The 18,600-nt window shown below is 59.4% G+C and carries 16 protein-coding genes; 14 read left to right on the top strand and 2 right to left on the bottom strand.

The window, feature by feature from the left end:
- Window positions 1-7 precede the first annotated feature (7 nt).
- On the bottom strand, window positions 8-2,683 hold the full coding sequence (gene acnA, locus M6F29_RS01755; protein WP_298156919.1) for an aconitate hydratase AcnA: 2,676 nt from the start codon (window positions 2,681-2,683) through the stop codon (window positions 8-10).
- 174 nt (window positions 2,684-2,857) lie between these two features.
- On the opposite strand from acnA, the gene sdhC reads away from it, so the two are divergent.
- The 10 genes from sdhC to zapE are packed head-to-tail and all read left to right on the top strand — an operon-like array spanning window position 2,858 to window position 14,091.
- Window positions 2,858-3,217, top strand: a complete 360-nt coding sequence (sdhC, locus tag M6F29_RS01760) for a succinate dehydrogenase, cytochrome b556 subunit (RefSeq protein ID WP_297485344.1) — start codon at window positions 2,858-2,860, stop codon at window positions 3,215-3,217.
- On the top strand, window positions 3,211-3,555 hold the full coding sequence (sdhD, locus tag M6F29_RS01765; RefSeq protein ID WP_297454649.1) for a succinate dehydrogenase, hydrophobic membrane anchor protein: 345 nt from the start codon (window positions 3,211-3,213) through the stop codon (window positions 3,553-3,555). Before sdhC ends, sdhD begins: the two co-directional genes overlap by 7 nt.
- A gap of 2 nt (window positions 3,556-3,557) precedes the next feature.
- Complete coding sequence (sdhA, locus tag M6F29_RS01770) at window positions 3,558-5,321, top strand: succinate dehydrogenase flavoprotein subunit (RefSeq protein ID WP_298156923.1); 1,764 nt, start codon at window positions 3,558-3,560, stop codon at window positions 5,319-5,321.
- A 22-nt stretch (window positions 5,322-5,343) separates the two neighbouring features.
- Window positions 5,344-6,039 carry a succinate dehydrogenase iron-sulfur subunit gene (locus M6F29_RS01775; RefSeq protein ID WP_297454654.1) on the top strand — a complete coding sequence of 232 codons (696 nt, stop codon included), beginning with the start codon at window positions 5,344-5,346 and terminating at the stop codon, window positions 6,037-6,039.
- 1 nt (window position 6,040) lies between these two features.
- Window positions 6,041-6,307, top strand: coding sequence for an FAD assembly factor SdhE (locus tag M6F29_RS01780; RefSeq protein WP_297454657.1), 267 nt, complete (start codon window positions 6,041-6,043; stop codon window positions 6,305-6,307).
- 30 nt (window positions 6,308-6,337) lie between these two features.
- On the top strand, window positions 6,338-7,636 hold the full coding sequence (gene gltA, locus M6F29_RS01785; protein ID WP_297485341.1) for a citrate synthase: 1,299 nt from the start codon (window positions 6,338-6,340) through the stop codon (window positions 7,634-7,636).
- A gap of 21 nt (window positions 7,637-7,657) precedes the next feature.
- Window positions 7,658-10,378 carry a 2-oxoglutarate dehydrogenase E1 component gene (locus M6F29_RS01790; protein ID WP_298156927.1) on the top strand — a complete coding sequence of 907 codons (2,721 nt, stop codon included), beginning with the start codon at window positions 7,658-7,660 and terminating at the stop codon, window positions 10,376-10,378.
- A gap of 16 nt (window positions 10,379-10,394) precedes the next feature.
- The gene (odhB, locus tag M6F29_RS01795; RefSeq protein ID WP_298156930.1) at window positions 10,395-11,555 is read left to right on the top strand and encodes a 2-oxoglutarate dehydrogenase complex dihydrolipoyllysine-residue succinyltransferase; all 1,161 of its coding nucleotides are present in this window, start codon (window positions 10,395-10,397) and stop codon (window positions 11,553-11,555) included.
- A 17-nt stretch (window positions 11,556-11,572) separates the two neighbouring features.
- The gene (gene lpdA / locus M6F29_RS01800) at window positions 11,573-13,000 is read left to right on the top strand and encodes a dihydrolipoyl dehydrogenase (RefSeq protein WP_298156933.1); all 1,428 of its coding nucleotides are present in this window, start codon (window positions 11,573-11,575) and stop codon (window positions 12,998-13,000) included.
- Window positions 13,001-13,008: 8 nt separating this feature from the next.
- The gene (gene zapE, locus M6F29_RS01805; protein ID WP_298156936.1) at window positions 13,009-14,091 is read left to right on the top strand and encodes a cell division protein ZapE; all 1,083 of its coding nucleotides are present in this window, start codon (window positions 13,009-13,011) and stop codon (window positions 14,089-14,091) included.
- Here the strand turns inward: zapE and M6F29_RS01810 are convergent.
- Window positions 14,075-14,548: a RidA family protein gene (locus M6F29_RS01810; RefSeq protein ID WP_524537696.1), complete on the bottom strand. Its 474-nt coding sequence runs from the start codon at window positions 14,546-14,548 to the stop codon at window positions 14,075-14,077. The genes zapE and M6F29_RS01810 overlap by 17 nt on opposite strands.
- On the opposite strand from M6F29_RS01810, the gene M6F29_RS01815 reads away from it, so the two are divergent.
- The 4 genes from M6F29_RS01815 to M6F29_RS01830 are packed head-to-tail and all read left to right on the top strand — an operon-like array spanning window position 14,547 to window position 18,586.
- A complete protein-coding gene (locus M6F29_RS01815; protein ID WP_297496426.1) occupies window positions 14,547-15,149 on the top strand; it encodes a 5-formyltetrahydrofolate cyclo-ligase in 603 nt (200 codons plus the stop codon). The two genes, M6F29_RS01810 and M6F29_RS01815, sit on opposite strands and share 2 nt — an antisense overlap.
- The gene (locus M6F29_RS01820; protein ID WP_298156941.1) at window positions 15,146-15,895 is read left to right on the top strand and encodes a pseudouridine synthase; all 750 of its coding nucleotides are present in this window, start codon (window positions 15,146-15,148) and stop codon (window positions 15,893-15,895) included. Before M6F29_RS01815 ends, M6F29_RS01820 begins: the two co-directional genes overlap by 4 nt.
- A gap of 13 nt (window positions 15,896-15,908) precedes the next feature.
- Window positions 15,909-17,708: an acyl-CoA dehydrogenase gene (locus M6F29_RS01825; protein WP_298156943.1), complete on the top strand. Its 1,800-nt coding sequence runs from the start codon at window positions 15,909-15,911 to the stop codon at window positions 17,706-17,708.
- Window positions 17,709-17,716: 8 nt separating this feature from the next.
- Window positions 17,717-18,586, top strand: coding sequence for an NADP-dependent methylenetetrahydromethanopterin/methylenetetrahydrofolate dehydrogenase (locus M6F29_RS01830; protein WP_366525915.1), 870 nt, complete (start codon window positions 17,717-17,719; stop codon window positions 18,584-18,586).
- Window positions 18,587-18,600: the final 14 nt, after the last annotated feature.

Below are 18,600 nucleotides of genomic sequence, written 5' to 3' on the forward strand. Positions count from 1 at the left end.
ACAAAGTTCACGCCGGGGTGAGCAACTGTCTCAGAACAAAGGGCAGTATGCCCCCGTGGCGATAATAATCCACTTCTACCGGGGTATCAATGCGCAGGAGCAAAGGGCAGGTGGTTTGGCTGCCGTCGCGCCGATGAATGGTCAGGGAAACTTTCTGTTGTGGTAGCAGGGGTCCTGTTCCCGTTTCCAGGTCGAAAGTTTCGTCGCCGTTCAGTTCCAGGGTGTTCAGGTCGTCGCCAGGTAAAAACTGGCAGGGTAACACGCCCATTCCCACCAGGTTGCTGCGATGGATGCGTTCAAAACTTTGGGCGATCACGGCTCGCACACCGAGAAGACGAGTGCCTTTGGCCGCCCAATCCCGTGAAGAGCCGGTACCGTATTCTTCCCCGGCAAAAATGACGGTGGGGGTGCCCTCTGCCTGGTAGCGCATGGCAACCTCATACAGGGAACCCGCTTCCCCGCTGGGGATGTGGCGTGAAACGCCGCCTTCGGTGCCGGGCAGAAGCAGATTGCGCAGACGAACATTGGCAAAGGTTCCGCGCATCATGATTTCATGGTGTCCCCGACGGGATCCATAACTGTTGAAATCGGCCGGAACGATACCCTGCGCCTGCAAATAGCGGCCCGCCGGGGAGGCTGGTTTGATGGATCCGGCAGGACTGATGTGGTCCGTCGTGATGGAATCTCCGAAGAAGGCCAGGGCATAGGCTGCGCGAATGGGCGCTGGAGGGGTTGCCGTCAGGGAGAAATCCGCAAAAAATGGGGGCTCGGCGATATAGGTGGAGGGTTCCCAGCCATAGGTCGTGCCCGTGGGTGCGGCGATTCCGTTCCAGAGCGGATGATCCTGGGTGAAATCGGCATAACGCTGGCGGTAGTCCTCGGGAGAAAGAGACTCCAGGGCACGGGCGATTTCACTGGGGCTGGGCCAGAGATCCCGCAGATAGACGGGCCGTCCCTCGGTATCCTGTCCCAGGGGTTCGTGGGCAAAGTCGATGGTGATCCGCCCTGCCAGGGCAAAGGCGACCACCAGGGGAGGGCTCATGAGGAAATTGGCGCGCAGGTTGGGATGGATGCGCGCTTCGAAATTCCGGTTACCGGACAGCACGGCGCAGCCGATCAAAGGCTGTTCAGCAAGGAAGGTTTCGATGGGTTCGGGGAGAGGGCCGGTATTGCCGATACAGGTCGTGCAGCCGTAACCCACCAGACGGAATCCCAGGGCGTCCAGCGCCTCCTGAAGGCCCGCACGTCGCAGATAATCCGTGACTACACGTGATCCCGGGGCCAGGGACGTCTTGATCCAGGGGGCCACCTTGAGTCCGCGCGCCACTGCCTTTTGGGCCAGAAGTCCGGCAGCCAGCAAAACTCCGGGATTGGAGGTATTGGTACAGGAAGTGATGGCAGCCAGCAAAACGGATCCATCCTTCAGGGTGATTTCAGGGTGCCCCTCGGGGTGAAGGTCATGCAGAGGTTCGGTCCTGCCATACCCACCTGCGGTGATCGGGGTCTGGAGAAGGGCTTCAAAGGCGGGTTTGATCCAGTTCAGAGGCACCCGATCCTGAGGGCGGCGAGGGCCTGCGATGGAGGCTTCCACTTGGCCCAGATCGAGGCTCAGGGTTGTACTGTACACACAGTCGCCCAATCGAGGCATTCCGTATAACCCCTGGGCCTTCCAGTAGATTTCGAGCGCGGCAATTTCCTCTTCGCTGCGCCCTGTTGCACGGAAATAGCGCAGGGTTTCGTCGTCCACCGGAAAAAACCCCAGGGTTGCGCCGTATTCCGGGGCCATATTGGCCAGGGTTGCCCGGTCGGGCAGGCTGAGGGAGGCGGCGCCTGCCCCAAAAAATTCCACGAATTTGCCCACGACCTTGGCCTTGCGCAGCATTTCCGTGAGGGTCAGGACCAGGTCGGTGGCGGTGACACCAGCCGGCAACTGCCCCGTCAGGTGCACACCCACGACATCCGGGGTCAAAAAGTAGAGGGGTTGTCCGAGCATGGCGGCTTCTGCCTCGATGCCGCCCACCCCCCATCCCACCACGCCTATCCCGTTGATCATGGTGGTATGGGAATCCGTGCCCACCAGGGTGTCGGGATAGGCTACGGTTCCCTTGTGCTGAACGCCGCGCGCCAGATATTCCAGATTGACCTGATGAACGATTCCGATGCCCGGGGGAACGACCTGGAAGGTTTTGAAGGCCTGCATCCCCCACTTCATGAAACGGTAACGTTCCTGGTTGCGCTGGAATTCCAGGGCCATGTTGTCCTGAAGTGCCGTGGGCGTATTGAAGAAATCCACCTGCACGGAGTGGTCTACCACCAGTTGCACGGGGACCAGAGGTTCGATTGCCTGTGGATCGTAACCAAGACGCCGTGCCGTCGAGCGCATGGCGGCCAGGTCGGCCAGGAGAGGAACCCCGGTGAAGTCCTGCAGAATGACTCGTGCCACCTTGAAGGGAATCTCTTCCGTACGTTCCGCATTGGGTTGCCAGCGGGCCAGTGCTTCGATGTGGGCGCGCGTGACCTGCTGCCCATCTTCATTGCGCAGAAGCGACTCCAGAATGATGCGCAGGGATACCGGCAGGCGGCGGATGTCAGGAAGACCGGCTTCGGTCAGGGCCGTCAGGGCGTAATATTGGTCGCGGGAACCCGGAAGGGGACGAAGCGCACGGAAAGAGTCGTGGGACATGGTCAATCTCTCTTGAATCAAGTGGATGCCGGGGCATCCTAGGGGGGGTTCCGGGGGATGTCAAGTGTTATATGCCCGTGGCCATGCACAGGCAAGTTTCGCTGACCCGCTGGAATCCCATGAAAGGCAAGGTATACTACGATCTTAGGCTCTTCCTTACCAGGATGATCGTTCATGAAGACCCAGCGCCCGAAGAATCTCGATTTGCGTACCATTCAGTTACCCCTTCCGGGGGTCGTGTCGATCCTGCACCGGGTGAGCGGGGTGATCCTGTTTCTGATGGGGATCCCCCTCTTCCTTTATTTTCTGGAGCACGGACTTCATCCGGAACGCGTCGGGGAACTGGGGTTTTTTCCTCGTCTCCTTCTGGTGCCACTGATCTGGGCCTTTTTGCATCATTTTTGTGCGGGTGTCCGTTTCCTGCTGCTGGATATTCACCTCGGCCTGGACAAGGCGCAGGCCCGTCGCTCCAGTCTGTGGGTGCTGGGTATCAGCGGTTTTCTGACCTTGATCGTGGAGGTGCTGGCATGGTGAAGAGAATCGTGGTGGGGGCCCACTATGGTCTCAGGGACTGGCTGGTACAGCGGATCACCGCCGTGATCATGGGGGGATATACCCTCATGGCACTTTTATGGGTGGTCCTGGCGCATCCGGCGGACCGCCAGGAGTGGGCGGCTCTGCTGCATGAACGCCCCGTACGGATTGCCACCTTTCTGTTCGTCCTGGCCTTGTGCTGGCATGCCTGGATCGGCTTGCGCGATATTTTCATGGACTATATCCAGCCCGTCGGGCTGCGTCTGACCCTGCAGGTGGGCGTGATTCTGACCTTACTGGCAGAGGTACTGTGGTCTGCCGAGATTTTATGGGGTTAAACATGGGGTTGAACAAGCAGGATTTCGATGTGGTCATCGTGGGCGGCGGGGGGTCCGGGCTGCGGGCTGCCCTCCAGCTTTCGGAGGCGGGGCATGCCGTGGCCGTCTTTTCCAAGGTCTTCCCGACCCGTTCGCATACCGTGGCGGCCCAGGGCGGCATCAGCGCGTCCCTGGGAAACATGCAGGAGGATCACTGGCTTTGGCACATGTACGACACCATCAAGGGGTCGGATTACCTGGGGGACCAGGATGCCATCGAGTTCATGTGCCGCAAGGCGCCAGAACTGGTCTATGAACTGGAACATTTCGGCATGCCCTTCGACCGGAATCCCGACGGCACCATTTATCAGCGCCCCTTCGGCGGTCATACCCAGAATTTCGGCCAGAATTCCGTCCAACGTGCCTGTGCTGCGGCTGACCGGACGGGACATGCCTTGCTGCATACGTTGTACCAGCGGAATATTCGGGAACAATGCCAATTTTTTGTGGAATGGATGGCGATCGATCTGATTCGTGACAGGGAAGGGGCCGTGGTCGGATTGGTGGCGCTCGAAATGGAAACCGGCGAAGTCGTCCTTTTCCAGTCGAAGGCCGTTATTTTGGCCACGGGAGGAGCCGGGCGAATCTATCATTCCAGTACCAATGCCTACATCAATACCGGGGATGGTCTTGGGATGGCGGCACGGGCCGGAATCCCGCTGGAAGATATGGAGTTCTGGCAGTTTCACCCCACCGGAGTGGCCGGCGCCGGAATCCTGATCACGGAAGGCGTGCGCGGAGAGGGGGGAATCCTGCTGAATTCCCTGGGGGAACGTTTTATGGAACGGTATGCCCCCACCATGAAGGATCTGGCCAGTCGGGATGTGGTTTCCCGCGCCATGGACCAGGAAATCAAGGAAGGTCGGGGGGTGGGCCCGGAAAAAGACCACGTTCTGCTGAAACTGGACCATCTGGGCGAAGAAGTCATTCACAAGCGTCTGCCGGGGATTCGCGAAATTGCGCTCAAGTTTGCTTCGGTGGACCCGGTTCGGGAGCCGATCCCCGTCCTTCCTACCTGCCATTATCAGATGGGGGGGATTCCCACCAACTACTACGGACAGGTGGTGGTCCCCCGTGGACAGAAAATGGCTGAACCTGTCCCGGGGCTCTATGCCATTGGAGAATGTGCCTGTGTGTCCGTGCATGGGGCCAATCGGCTGGGGACCAATTCCCTGCTGGACCTGCTGGTATTCGGTAAATCTGCCGGAGATCATGTCAGTGCCTGGCTCAAAACGCATCCTGAAGCGCGGGATCTGCCGCGCGGGGCTGAAGAACCGGCCCTGGCTCGTCTGGCTGCCCTGGAAAGCACGGAAGCCGGGGAATCCGTGGCCGTGTTGGGGGCGGAAATGCGCCGGCTGGTCCAGCACCATGCCAGCGTCTTTCGGACGGGGGAACTCCTGCAGGAAGGTGTGTCAAAAATTCGCGTGTTGGCCGAACGGGCGCATCACCTGCGCATCGAAGACAAAAGTCGGATATTCAATACGGCTCGGGTAGAGGCGCTGGAACTGCAGAACCTGATGATCGTGGCCGAAGCCACCCTGGTATCGGCAGCCGCCCGCGAAGAAAGTCGGGGGGCGCATGCGCGCGAGGATTATCCGGAGAGGGACGACCGGCAGTGGCTGAAGCACAGCCTGTGGTATCTGGAAGGCAGTCGAATGGCTTACAAACCGGTCAATCTGCAACCCCTGACGGTGGAATCCTTTGAACCAAAAGTGCGGGTTTATTAGTCGTGTCGTTTGAGGACCTGTCATGAAGTTCAGCATTTATCGTTATAACCCGGAAAAGGACGAGCGTCCTTACATGCAGGACTATGAAGTTGCCCTGCAGCCGACGGACCGCATGTTGCTGGATGCCATACTGCGCATCAAGGCCCAGGATGACTCGCTGGGACTGCGCAAGTCCTGTCGTGAGGGCGTATGCGGTTCGGATGGCATGAACATCAATGGGCGCAATGGGTTGGCCTGTATCACGCCCCTCCAGGGGCTGACCGAGCCGGTCGTATTGCGTCCCCTCCCGGGACTTCCGGTGATCCGGGATCTGATCGTGGATATGGGACAATTTTTCAAGCAATACCATTCGGTCAAACCCTATCTGGAAACCACCTCGCCCCCGCCCCGGAAGGAACGCCTCCAATCTCCCGAGGATCGTGAGGAACTGGATGGTTTGTACGAGTGCATCCTCTGTGCCTGTTGCAGCACTGCCTGCCCTTCCTTCTGGTGGAACCCGGACAAGTTTCTGGGTCCTGCCGCCCTCCTGCAGGCCTACCGATTCATCGCGGATACCCGTGACGAGGCTACCCGGGAACGGCTGGATGATCTGGACGATCCCTATCGGCTCTTCCGGTGTCATACCATCATGAACTGTGTCGAAGTTTGTCCCAAGGGACTCAATCCCACGGCAGCCATTGGCAAAATCAAGGGAATGATGGTCAAACGGATGGTATGAGATGACGATGGTTCGGGAACAGGGGATTCCTTCTTCGGAGCGTATGCTCGAGCGCCTGCGCTGGCGCAGTCGACGGGGTCTGCTCGAAATGGATCTGCTGTTGCAGCGTTTTCTGGAACGTCATCTGGGTACACTGACTCCCGGTGAACTGGCACGATATGGCGAGGTGCTTCAACTGGACGACAACGGCCTGCTCGACCGGGTGCTGGGTAGAATTCCTTGTGAACCTGAGTGGGTAGCCCTTCTCGAAAAAATTGGCGATACCTGATTAAATACATTATTATTGCTGGAGAGTATTATGAATAAACAAGGAAAAATCTTATTGACCTATGAGGGTCAACAGATCGAGTTGCCGGTTTATGCCAGCGCCCTCGGACCTGCAGTGATCGATATTCGAACCCTGGCTCAGCAACTCGGCCTGTTTACCTACGACCCCGGGTTTCTGGCCACGGCCAGTTGCCAGTCCGCCATCACCTTCATCGATGGCGATGCGGGTTTGTTGTACTACCGCGGTTATCCCATCGAACAGTTGGCGGAACATTCGGATTTCATGGAAGTTTGCTACCTGTTGCTGAATGGCGAATTGCCCACGGCACAGGAAAAGGAGACCTTTGAGGCCAGCATTCGTCGCCATACCATGGTCCATGATCAATTGCATAATTTTTTCAAGGGGTTCCGTCGTGATGCTCATCCCATGGCCGTGATGGTGGGGGTCGTGGGCGCACTCTCTGCCTTCTATTACGACGCCCTCAAGATCACCAATGCAGAACATCGGGCCATTTCGGCCACGCGCCTGCTGGCCAAGGTACCCACTATCGCCGCCATGTGCTACCGTTACAACAAGGGATTGCCCTTCATGTATCCCCGCAACGATTTGAGTTACGCGGCCAACTTTCTGTACATGATGTTTGCCACCCCCTGTGAGGAATATGTGCCCAATCCGGTTCTGGTGCGCGCTTTCGATCGCATTTTGACGCTCCATGCCGACCATGAGCAGAATGCTTCCACCTCTACCGTACGCCTGGCAGGGTCCAGCGGTGCCAACCCCTTTGCCTGCATCGCTGCGGGCATTGCGGCTCTGTGGGGACCGGCGCACGGGGGAGCGAACGAAGCCGTTCTGAAACAACTGGAAGAGATCGGCGACGTTTCCCAGGTCGGCAAATATATTGCCCGCGCCAAGGACAAGAATGACTCCTTCCGTCTCATGGGCTTTGGTCATCGAGTCTACAAACACATGGACCCGCGTGCCGGAGTGATGCGTCGGACCTGCCACGAGGTATTGACCGAATTGGGCCTGCATGATGACCCCCTGTTCAAGTTGGCCCTGGAATTGGAACGGATTGCCCTGGAAGACGAATATTTCATCACCAAGAAACTCTATCCCAATGTGGATTTTTACTCCGGCATCGTCCTTCGGGCGCTGGGCATTCCCACCAGCATGTTTACTGCCGTCTTTGCCATGGGCCGAACGGTGGGCTGGATCACCCAGTGGAACGAAATGATCAGCGATCCCGAGCAGAAGATCGGGCGTCCCCGCCAACTGTACATCGGGCCTGAGCAGCGCGACTGGGTACCGCTCGATGCACGGGGTCATTGAGACTGCACGGGAGACTGGGGCATGAGTCAAAAAGAGGCGGAAGGCACGGCGCGGTCCTGGATCGAATCTCAATACGATCTATGGCGGAAAACTCCAGAGCAGGTGGATGCGCACTGGCAGGCGTATTTCACGGCACTGGAGCAGGGCGCTCCAGGCACCCGGCGCGAGGAAGGGGTACCGGGGCAGGTGGCCGTGCTGCGCCTCATCAACGCTTACCGTTTCCTGGGGCATCGGGTTGCCCATCTCGATCCTCTCGAACGCCATCCTTTGCCTGACGTTCCCGAGTTGACCCTGGACCATCACGGGCTGGCCGACACGGACGGGTTCATGACCTTCGAAACCGGATCCCTGGTGGGCCCCCCTCAGGCACCACTGGACGACATCCTGACGCGCCTGCAACGGACCTATTGCGGCACGGTGGGCGTGGAGTACATGTATCTGACGGATACGGCACAGAAGCGCTGGATTCAACAGCGTGTGGAGAATTCGCCCGAAACGCCGGAGTTACAGGAACAGCGCATGCTGTTGGCCCATCTGAGTGCTGCAGAAACCCTGGAACGCTATCTGCATACCCGGTTCGTGGGGCAGAAACGATTTTCCCTGGAAGGTGGGGAATCGCTCATTCCCTGTCTCAACACCCTGATCCGCGAGGGCCGTGCCCAGGGGGTCGAGGAGATCGTCATCGGGATGGCCCATCGCGGTCGCCTCAACGTGCTGGTCAATTGTTTGGGACGATTGCCGCGCGACCTGTTCCGGGAATTTGAAGGAGTCCATGAGGCCGGCTTGACCTCGGGCGATGTGAAGTACCATCAGGGCTTCTCTTCCGATGTGGAAACACCGGCGGGATCGGTGCATGTCGCGCTGGCTTTCAATCCGTCCCATCTGGAAATTGTGGACCCGGTGGTGGAGGGGTCGGTGCGGGCACGTCAGGATCGCCGGGAAGATGCGCAGGGGCTGAGGGTTCTCCCCGTCCTGATTCATGGGGATGCTGCCCTGTCCGGCCAGGGCGTGGTCATGGAGACGCTGGCCTTGTCTCAAACCCGTGGGTTCAGTACCGGGGGAACCCTTCACATCGTCATCAACAATCAGATCGGATTCACCACCTCGGACCCCCGCGATACCCGTTCCAGCACCTATTGTACCGATCTGGCCAAAATGACGGAAACCCCGGTTTTCCACGTCAATGGCGATGATCCTGAAGCCGTATTGCGCATGTTGCGGATTGCCTTGGACTATCGCACCACCTTTCACCGCGATGTGATGGTGGATATCGTCTGCTACCGCCGTCTCGGTCATAACGAGCAGGATGAACCGATGGTGACGCAGCCCTGGATGTACCGAAAAATACAGGCGTTGCCCACCACGCGCCAGCGCTACGCCACGTATCTGATCCAGTCGGGCCGTCTGACTCAGGAAGAGGCGGATGCCATGATCGAAGACTATCGAAGCGCCCTCGATCGAGGCGAATTGCCCGAGTCCATCGTTCGACTTGCTCCCCAGGTGCCCTATGTTCATGCGGCCCAATGGACACCGTATCGCCAGGTCGATTGGCGTACGCCAGCGGATACCACCCTTTCGCGTGAACGCCTGGCCCAACTGACGGAACGTCTGACCTCGATTCCCGAGGGGTTCGAACTGCATCCCACGGTGCGCCGGGTGGTGGACCATCGGCGTCAGATGGGTGAAGGAAAACTGGCGGTGGATTGGGGAATGGGCGAGTCCCTGGCCTACGCTTCCCTGGTGGAAGAAGGCTATGGCGTACGCCTGTCGGGACAGGATTGCGGGCGTGGCACCTTTTCTCACCGCCATGCCGTCTGGCATGACCAGAACCGCCAGCGTTGGGACGCGGGCATCCATGTCCCCTTGCAGCATATCAGTCCCACCCAGGCGCCCTTTACGGTGATCGATTCCATTCTTTCGGAAGAAGCCGTACTGGGGTTCGAATATGGTTACGCCTCGGCCCAGCCCCGCTACCTCGTCCTTTGGGAAGCTCAGTTTGGCGACTTTGCCAATGGCGCCCAGGTGGTCATCGATCAGTTCATCAGTTCGGCCGAGGCCAAATGGGGGCGGCTCTGTGGCCTGACACTGCTGTTGCCCCATGGTTATGAGGGGCAAGGTCCGGAACATTCTTCGGCGCGGGTGGAGCGCTACCTGCAACTCTGTGCCGATTACAACCTGCAGGTGTGCGTCCCCAGTACGGCAGCCCAGATTTTTCATCTGTTGCGACGCCAGATGCTGCGCCCCCTGCGCAAGCCCCTCATCGTCATTACCCCTAAAAGCCTGCTGCGCCGCAAGGAAGCCAGCAGCCCTCTGGAAGAATTCACGACGGGCGGGTTTCAGCCCATTCTTGCCGAAGCGGCGGAGACCCTCGATCCTGCGGTCGTACAGCGGGTCGTGGTGTGTTCCGGAAAGGTTTATTACGATCTGGTGGCGGAACGCGGACAACGGCAGATAGAGAACATCGTCCTGCTGCGCCTGGAACAACTCTATCCCTTTCCTCATGAGGAATTTGCCGCCCAAATCGCCCGCTATCCGGCTGCCCGATCTGTGCTCTGGTGCCAGGAAGAACCGGGCAATCAGGGGGCCTGGCACCGCATCCAGCATTATCTGGTGCGTCACCTGCGCCCGGACCAGCATTTGAGTTATGCTTTACGTCCCTCGTCGGCTGCGCCTGCCGTGGGTTATCTCAACCTGCACGAAGAACAGCGCCGGGCGTTCCTCGAGGCCGCCCTGACCCTGTGACCATAGAGGTGTGACCATGTCCCTGGAAGTCAAAGTTCCTCCCTTGGCCGAATCCATTACGGAAGCCAGCGTCCTCGTCTGGCATGTGTCCGAGGGGGCCCCGGTGCAACGGGATCAAAAGTTGGTGGATATCGAAACCGACAAGGTCGTGCTGGAGGTTCCGGCACCGCGCTCGGGCGTGCTCCAGAAGATTCTCAAGGGGGTGGGCGAGAAGGTTCAATCCCAGGAGGTTCTGGCCCTTCTGGAAGAGGGGCAGGACCCCGGGCCGCCTTCTCCCGCAACCGTGTCGGACGCTCCGGTGTTGGCCATGCCGGCGGCCAGCAAGATTTTGCGGGAACAGGGACGGGAGCCGTCCGCGGAAAAGGGAAGTGGGCGAGGCGGGCGTCTTCTGAAGGAAGATGTCGTCCCGGCCCCAAACGCCGGACGGGAAGAACAGGCCATCGTCGAAACACCTTCTCCCCCCCTGTCTGGAACACCGCGTCAGGAGCACAGAACCCCACTCTCACCCTTGCGTCGGCGAGTGGCCGAGCGTCTTATGGCATCACAGTCAGGTACAGCCACACTGACCACGTTCAACGAAGTGGATATGTCGGCAGTTCTGGCTTTGCGTCAACGCTACAAGGATTCTTTTGAAAAGAAGCACGGCATTCGTCTGGGCCTCATGTCATTTTTTGTCAAGGCGGTGGTTTCCGCACTTCAGCGTTATCCGGTGCTCAATGCGCGCATCGAGGGTGAGGATTGGGTGACGCCCGGGTTCATCGATATTGGCGTGGCAATCGGCAGCAAGCGCGGCCTCTTGGTTCCGGTCCTGCGCGATGCCCAGCGCCTGAGCATGGCTGACATCGAACGTCAGATTGCGGATTTCTCCCAACGGGCCGATGCCGGACATATTGCGTTGGAGGAACTGTCGGGGGGAACCTTTTCCATCACCAATGGCGGGGTCTTTGGTTCCATGCTCTCCACGCCCATTCTCAATCCCCCCCAGTCCGCGATTCTGGGCATCCATGCCACACGTGACCGACCTGTGGTGGTGGCGGGGGAAATCGTGATTCGCCCCATGAATTATCTCGCCTTGTCCTATGACCATCGTCTCATCGATGGGCGTGAGGCAGTCTTGGGACTGGTGGCGATGAAGGAAGGACTGGAAGACCCCGTACGGTGGCTTCTTGATTTATAAAAAACATTAGATATCTCATGCAATCATTTGATCTGGTGGTTATTGGTGCGGGACCTGGCGGGTACATGGCGGCCTTGCGGGCCGCCCAGTTGGGGTTACGGGTGGCCTGTGTCGATGAGGGGGTCGATGCGCAACAGCGTCCCAGTCCGGGCGGGACCTGTTTGAACGTCGGGTGCATTCCTTCCAAGGCATTGCTGGAATCCTCTGCCCTGTATGCCCGGATCACCGGGGAAGCGGCCGGGCATGGCATCGATGTCGGTTCCGTCCAACTGGACGTGGCGCGTATGCAGGCACGCAAGGAAAAGATCGTGCGACAGTTGACTGCCGGGGTTGGTTATCTCCTCAAGAAAAATGGGGTGTCTTTCATGCCGGGACGCGCCAGTTTCAAGGGAAAAGAGGGTGAGCAGATCCATCTGACCGTTCATCGCGAGGGGCAGGAAACGGCGGACGTCGCTGCTGCTCAGGTGATCATTGCGACCGGCTCGGTCCCTCGCGCTCTGGAGGGCGTGCCCTTCGATCGGGAACGGATTCTTGACAGTACGGGTGGCCTGGCGTTGACCTCGGTACCCCGCCGGTTGGTGATCGTGGGAGCGGGAGTCATCGGGCTCGAATTGGGGAGCGTGTGGCGACGCCTGGGCAGTTCGGTCACCCTGCTGGAAACCCAGGAGACTTTTCTTCCTGGCGCAGATCAGGAGGTGGCACAGCAGGCCCTGAAAATCCTGACCCAGTCCGGCCTCAGATTCGAGTTTGGAATTCATCTGGAAGCGGTTGAAAAAACAAAAGAATCACTGGTTCTGACGTATACGCGCGGGGAGGAATCCCTGCAACTTGACGCAGACGTTCTGATACTCGCGGTGGGGCGCTGTCCCAATACCGCAGGATTGGACCTGGAACGGGTAGGGCTGGTACCCGATGCGCAGGGTCGCATTCCTGTGGATGCCCATTGCCGAACGCCGGTAGCGGGCGTGTGGGCGATTGGCGATGTGGTACGGGGCCCCATGTTGGCCCATAAGGCGGAAGAAGAGGGCGTGGCCGTGGCCGAGCGTCTGGCGGGTCAGTTGCCCGAGGTGAATCTGGCCCATATTCCTGCAGTCATCTACACCGAGCCCGAATTGGCCTGGGTCGGATGGACCGAGGAAGCCGCCCAGGCAGCGGGGCGGGCTGTGCGTATCGGGCGTTTTCCTTTTCAGGCCAATGGTCGTGCCAAAGTGCGCGGGGCTCTCCAGGGCCTGGTCAAGGTCATTGCCTGCGCCGCCACGGACCGCATCCTGGGAGTTCATATCCTGGGCCCCGAGGCTTCCGAATTGATCGCCGAAGCCGTGGTCGCTCTTGAATTTCAGGCCTCCAGCGAAGATCTGGCGCGCATCGTCCATGCCCATCCTTCCCTCAGTGAAGCCCTGCGCGAAGCCTGTCTGGGCGTGGACGGGCGCACGCTCAACCTGTGAGTTTTCCTGTGCACGGTCCCCTCCAATGGTACCAGTCGTTTCAGACCCGCCCGGATTACCGAACCGACACGCTTCAATGGCCGGTGGTGGAAAAGTTGCAGGCTCTATACGATGCCCTGGTGGAATTCAAGGAATACCGCCAGACCCTGCTGGCCCGCACCTTCGGCAACCGGCGCCCCCCGCGCGGAATCTACCTGTACGGGGCGGTGGGCAGAGGTAAGACCGTCCTCCTGGACGCTTTTTTTTCTACCTTGCCCTATCAACGCAAGAAAAGGTTGCACTTCCATGAATTCATGGCACAAGTGCATGAGCGACTCAATCAGTTGCAAGGTCAGGAAGACCCACTCCGGCGGGTGGCGGCGGAATGGGTCGTGGAAACCCGGATCCTCTGCTTCGATGAGTTTCAGGTCAGCGACATCGCCGACGCCATGATCCTGCAGCGCCTGCTGGAAACGCTGATCGAATGGGGGGCCGTGTTGGTCCTGACTTCGAACCATGCACCTGAAGACCTGTATCCCAACGGATTGCAACGGGAACGTTTTTTCCCCACCATCGCCTTGATCCGTGAACATCTCGACGTGATTGAACTGAAGGGGGACCAGGACCATCGCCAGGATGAGGCAGGGACCTCGCCCCATTACCTGTACCCCCTGGATGTCGCGACGCACAGCCGTTTCGAAGCGCATTTCCGGCAGTGTTGTCCCCATCCCGAAACGCGGGCCTACCTGCGCCTCATGGAGCGTATCGTTCCGGTGCGGGGGCTCTGCGAACGTACGGTCTGGTTCGACTTTGGCGTGCTTTGCGGGTCTGCCCGGTCCCAACGGGATTACCTGGAACTGGTTGCAGACTTCGACACCCTGTATGTGTCCGATGTTCCCCTGCTGACGGATAAAATGCGCGATGCCGCCCAGCGTCTGGTCTGGCTGGTGGACGTGTGTTACGACAAGGGCGTAACGATGATGGTATCAGCCGCGCTGCCGCCAGCCGAACTGTATCCCGACGGCATGAAAAGCGGCGACTTCCGGCGTACCGTCAGTCGCCTGCAGGAAATGCAGGGGGCTGACTGGCCAAAACTCAGGTGGGGAGAATGATGGCGTCGGCTTCGATTTCCACCAGCATCTCGGGATCGATCAGGCGTCTGACTTCCACCAGAGTGGTGGCCGGACGAATTTCGCCAAAATATTTGCCGTGGGCACGGGCAATTTTCTCCCACTGGTCGATCTGGGTGACGAAAATGCGCGTGCGGACCACATGAGCCAATTCGGCCCCGGCACGTTTCAAGGCCTGTTCAAGGTTGGCCAGCGCCTGCAAGGTCTGGGCTTCGGGATCCTCGGGTCCCACCAGGCGTCCATCGGCACCGGTTCCGGTCGTGCCGGAAACGAAGACTTGGGCACCAACCTTGACGGCACGGGAATAGCCAATGATGGGCTCCCAGGTGGAACCGCTGGAAATATTTTCTCGGGCCATGGAATTATCCTTCATAATCTGATCAAAAAAATGACGCGGCATTGTACCGCACTCTGAATCAATCGCTCTGGATACGGTCATGAATATTTCCCCCTCCTTGCTGGTCGACAAGAAGTCCCTGCGCCATTGGGCATTACAGCAACGCGCCCAGATTCCGCCTGCCCAACGCGAACGACGCAGTTTCGGCTTGCACCGCCTGCTCCAGGAGCATCCACGTTTCCAGGCGGCTCAGGTCCTTCTGCTGTACGGATCGATGGGCTCGGAACCGAATACCTGGCCCCTTCTGCGCGCGACCCTCAAACAGGGGCGGTCCCTGGTATTGCCGCGTATCGACCGTGACGCCCTGAACCTCTACCGGGTTCGGGATCTGGACACCGAGCTGGGTCCCCCCGGTCTCTGGGGCCTGCGGGAACCCCTTCCGCACCTCTGTGATCCCGTGCGCCCGGAGACACTCGATTTCATCCTGGTTCCCGGCTTGCTTTTCGATGTGCAGGGAGGTCGCCTGGGATATGGCGGCGGGTTTTATGACCGTCTGTTGCCTGAAGCCACCCGCGCCTGGCGTCTGGCCATGGCTTTTCACGAGCAATGTGTGGGGGTGGTTCCAAGGGAGCCCCATGATCTGCCCGTCCACGAAGTTTTGAATGACAAGGGGACGTTTTTCGTGACAACGGAACATCCATGAGCGGAGCAGAGGACGCGGCTCTGGAGCGTGTTTCCAAGGTGATGGCCGCGCGTGGCCTGTGTTCCCGGCGTGAAGCGGATCAGTGGATTCTTCAGGGCTGGGTGCTTCTGGACGGGAAAAAGATCCTGGAGTTGGGCACGAAAATGATGCCCCACCAGATCCTGACCGTGGCACCCGCTGCGCAACGCGCGCAGCGTCAATGGGCGACGGTGCTATTGCACAAACCCATCGGCGTGGTGTCGGGACAGGCGGAAGAGGGGTATCGTCCGGCGGTGCAACTGGTGACTGCCGAAAATCGCTGGCGTGAAGATCCGGCAAAGGGAGGGTGGACCCCAGTTCTGACCCGTGGCCTGGCCCCGGCAGGAAGACTGGACATCGATTCCACGGGGTTGCTGGTCCTGACCCAGGATGGTCGTGTGGCACGGACGCTCATCGGGGCAGATTCCACGGTGGAGAAGGAATATCTGGTACGCGTATCGGGACATTTGTCTGCCCAGGGGTTGAAACTCCTCAACCACGGATTGTCCCTCGATGGTCGGGCACTGCGTCCCGCCCAGGTCGATTGGCAGAATTCCGATCAGTTACGATTTATTCTGAAGGAAGGGCGTAAACGCCAGATTCGGCGCATGTGTGAATTGGTGGGGTTGAGGGTCACCGGTCTGAAGCGGGTACGGATTGGAAACGTGCGCCTGGGGGCATTGCCTTTGGGACAATGGCGTCTGCTTGGGGAAGAAGAACATTTCTGATGAGGACACTGACATGAATTATATCCCTCCGTTGAATGACATGGCCTTCGTGGTCAAGGAGTTGTTGGGACTCGAACCCCTGGCTGCCCTTCCGGGCGGCGAAGGGGCGGAAGCCGAGTTATTCGATGCCGTGCTGGCAGAATCGGCACGTCTGACCCAGGAAGTGCTGGTGCCCCTGAATCCCGTGGGCGATCACGAGCCTGCCCGTCTCGATGAGGGAAAAGTGATCACGCCACGGGGATTCAAGGCCGCTTACGAACAATTTCTGGCGGGTGGCTGGAATGGTCTGACGGCCCCTGCGGATTTTGGCGGCCAGGGTCTGCCCTCCATTTTTGCCGCGCCTCTGGAAGAAATGTGGCATGGGGCCAACATGGCCTTCACGCTGGGGCCCCTGTTGACCCGTGGGGCCGTGGAAGCCATCGATTACGCGGGAACGGCGGCTCAGAAAGCGCGTTATCTGCCCAATCTGATCACGGGGCGCTGGATGGGGACCATGAACCTCACTGAACCTCAGGCCGGGTCGGATCTGGGGGCTTTGCGTACGCATGCCGCGCCTGCCGGGGACGGGAGCTACCGCCTCACAGGCCAGAAAATTTTCATCACCTACGGGGATCAGGACTGGACGGAGAACATCATTCACCTGGTTCTGGCTCGTCTGCCCGATGCGCCTGCCGGCGTGCGTGGCCTGTCGCTCTTCATCGTGCCGAAGATCCTCCTGAATGACCAGGGAAACCTCGCTGAGCCCAATCAGGTGCGCACCGTTTCCCTCGAGCATAAACTGGGGATTCACGGCAGTCCCACCTGCATGCTCAGTTATGGGGATGAAGGGGGCGCCTGGGGAGAATTGCTGGGAGAACCCCACCGTGGCCTGGAGTTGATGTTCGTCATGATGAATGCGGCGCGTTTCTCCGTGGGCGTGCAGGGATTGGCCATTGGCGATCGGGCCTGCCAGGGGGCTCTGGAATATGCCCGCACGCGTATTCAAGGCTTGCCGGTAGGGGAAAACCAACTGCAACCCATCGTTCATCATCCCGATGTACTGCGCATGCTGGCAGAAATGGAGGCGCGTCTGCAGGCAGGGCGTACCCTGGCCTATTATGCGGGCTGGATGATCGACCAGGCGCACCTTGAAACCGACCCCCAGCGTAAGGCCCGGGCGCAGCGTCGTTCCGATCTGCTGACTCCTCTGGTGAAAGGGCATTGTACGGAATTGGGGGTCTGGGCCAGCAATGTGGCCTTGCAGGTTTTTGGCGGGATGGGCTTCATCGAGGAGACGGGGGCTGCCCAGCATTACCGGGATGCCCGGATCACCACCATCTACGAAGGTACTACGGGAATTCAGGCCAATGATCTGGTGGGGCGCAAACTCTGGCGTGACCAGGGATTGGCTGTGCGCGAACTCCTCGAAGAAATTTCTGCGACCCTGAAAGAACTTCAGGAGGAGGGGAAAGTCGGGGCGACGGTGCTTCAGGCGCTGGCAGAAGTACTGAAATTGACGGTACAGGCGACCGAACGGCTGTTGCGCCAGGGCGCGACAGATCCGCGCTGGGGGCTGGGCGTGGCGGTTCCTTATCTGCATCTGCTCAGTTATTGCGTGAGCGCCTGGTGGATGGCGCGCAGCGCACGGGTTGCGGCCTGGGGCAGGGGGGGATTACCTGCCGAATTCTATCGATACAAGCAGAATGTCGTATCATTCTACGCTGCTCATGTCTTGCCCCAGGCTCTGGTACTGGCCCGCCAAATCGAGGCGCCTGGGGATCTGCTTGAGTCCCTGCGTTCCAGCATGGCGGGGGATGGAACGGTAATACATTGAGGAATATGATGAAAAAATTGCTTTATCAGTTGGATACGGACCTTCTGCCGTCCGTTTTCGACAACGTGGTTGCCCATGATGGGGGTGCCGATCAAGTGATTCCCTACGCCGGAATCACGCCCGACAATGTTGGTCCCCTGGTGGAAGGGGCAATTTTTACCCGTGCACCCAGGGATAAAAAAAATACGGCCATCTTCGTGGGCGGGAGTGATCTGGTGGCTGGAGAATCCCTTCTGGCAGCCATCCAGAATAAATTTTTTGGCAAGTTCCGGGTTTCCCTGATGCTCGACAGCAATGGCGCCAATACGACGGCAGCGGCCTGCGTGGCATGGCTGACCCAAGGTCGTTCGGTTGTGGGTAAACAGGCGATCGTGCTGGGAGGGACGGGTCCGGTGGGACAACGGGTTGCCGTCATGTTGGGGCGGGCTGGCGCCGAAGTGACTGTGACGGGCCGTCAACTGGAGCGAACCCGGCAGGTTTGTGCGCAACTCAACCAGCGTTTCGGATTGACGGTGGCTGCGCTGGCGGCTCCCGATCTGGAAAGCCGTGGACAAAGCATTCAGGGCAAGGAAATCGTGGTATCCACTGGTGCCTCCGGTGTGACCATGCTGGAGGAAACCCAGTGGGCGCAGGCAACCGGGCTGGAATTGATCGCCGATGCCAATGCTTCGCCGCCCGTGGGCATCGGTGGGATTGATAGGGCAGACCGGGCCACCCTTCGTCACGGCGTCCTCTGTTTTGGCCCTCTGGGCTTCGGAGCCCTCAAGTTGGCCCTGCATCGGGAATGCATCGGACGCCTGTTCGACAGCAATGATCTGGTGCTGGATGCGGAAGCGATTTTTGAGCGGGCCCGCACCTTGCTGGCCGCTTCCCTTTAAGAACTTTATTTCTC

It is taken from the genome of Ferrovum sp. (genome assembly GCF_027317285.1).
GTDB lineage: Bacteria > Pseudomonadota > Gammaproteobacteria > Burkholderiales > Ferrovaceae > Ferrovum.

What these genes read in the sequence shown, in the direction of transcription:
- lpdA (WP_298156933.1), top strand. Translation starts at nt 11,573, where the DNA reads ATGCAATCATTTGATCTGGTGGTTATTGGTGCGGGACCTGGCGGGTAC.
- M6F29_RS01775 (WP_297454654.1), top strand. Translation starts at nt 5,344, where the DNA reads ATGAAGTTCAGCATTTATCGTTATAACCCGGAAAAGGACGAGCGTCCT.
- gltA (WP_297485341.1), top strand. Translation starts at nt 6,338, where the DNA reads ATGAATAAACAAGGAAAAATCTTATTGACCTATGAGGGTCAACAGATC.
- M6F29_RS01825 (WP_298156943.1), top strand. Translation starts at nt 15,909, where the DNA reads ATGAATTATATCCCTCCGTTGAATGACATGGCCTTCGTGGTCAAGGAG.
- M6F29_RS01820 (WP_298156941.1), top strand. Translation starts at nt 15,146, where the DNA reads ATGAGCGGAGCAGAGGACGCGGCTCTGGAGCGTGTTTCCAAGGTGATG.
- odhB (WP_298156930.1), top strand. Translation starts at nt 10,395, where the DNA reads ATGTCCCTGGAAGTCAAAGTTCCTCCCTTGGCCGAATCCATTACGGAA.
- M6F29_RS01810 (WP_524537696.1), bottom strand. Translation starts at nt 14,548, where the DNA reads ATGACCGTATCCAGAGCGATTGATTCAGAGTGCGGTACAATGCCGCGT.
- sdhD (WP_297454649.1), top strand. Translation starts at nt 3,211, where the DNA reads ATGGTGAAGAGAATCGTGGTGGGGGCCCACTATGGTCTCAGGGACTGG.
- sdhC (WP_297485344.1), top strand. Translation starts at nt 2,858, where the DNA reads ATGAAGACCCAGCGCCCGAAGAATCTCGATTTGCGTACCATTCAGTTA.
- acnA (WP_298156919.1), bottom strand. Translation starts at nt 2,683, where the DNA reads ATGTCCCACGACTCTTTCCGTGCGCTTCGTCCCCTTCCGGGTTCCCGC.
- sdhA (WP_298156923.1), top strand. Translation starts at nt 3,558, where the DNA reads ATGGGGTTGAACAAGCAGGATTTCGATGTGGTCATCGTGGGCGGCGGG.
- M6F29_RS01790 (WP_298156927.1), top strand. Translation starts at nt 7,658, where the DNA reads ATGAGTCAAAAAGAGGCGGAAGGCACGGCGCGGTCCTGGATCGAATCT.
- M6F29_RS01815 (WP_297496426.1), top strand. Translation starts at nt 14,547, where the DNA reads ATGAATATTTCCCCCTCCTTGCTGGTCGACAAGAAGTCCCTGCGCCAT.
- M6F29_RS01830 (WP_366525915.1), top strand. Translation starts at nt 17,717, where the DNA reads ATGAAAAAATTGCTTTATCAGTTGGATACGGACCTTCTGCCGTCCGTT.
- M6F29_RS01780 (WP_297454657.1), top strand. Translation starts at nt 6,041, where the DNA reads ATGACGATGGTTCGGGAACAGGGGATTCCTTCTTCGGAGCGTATGCTC.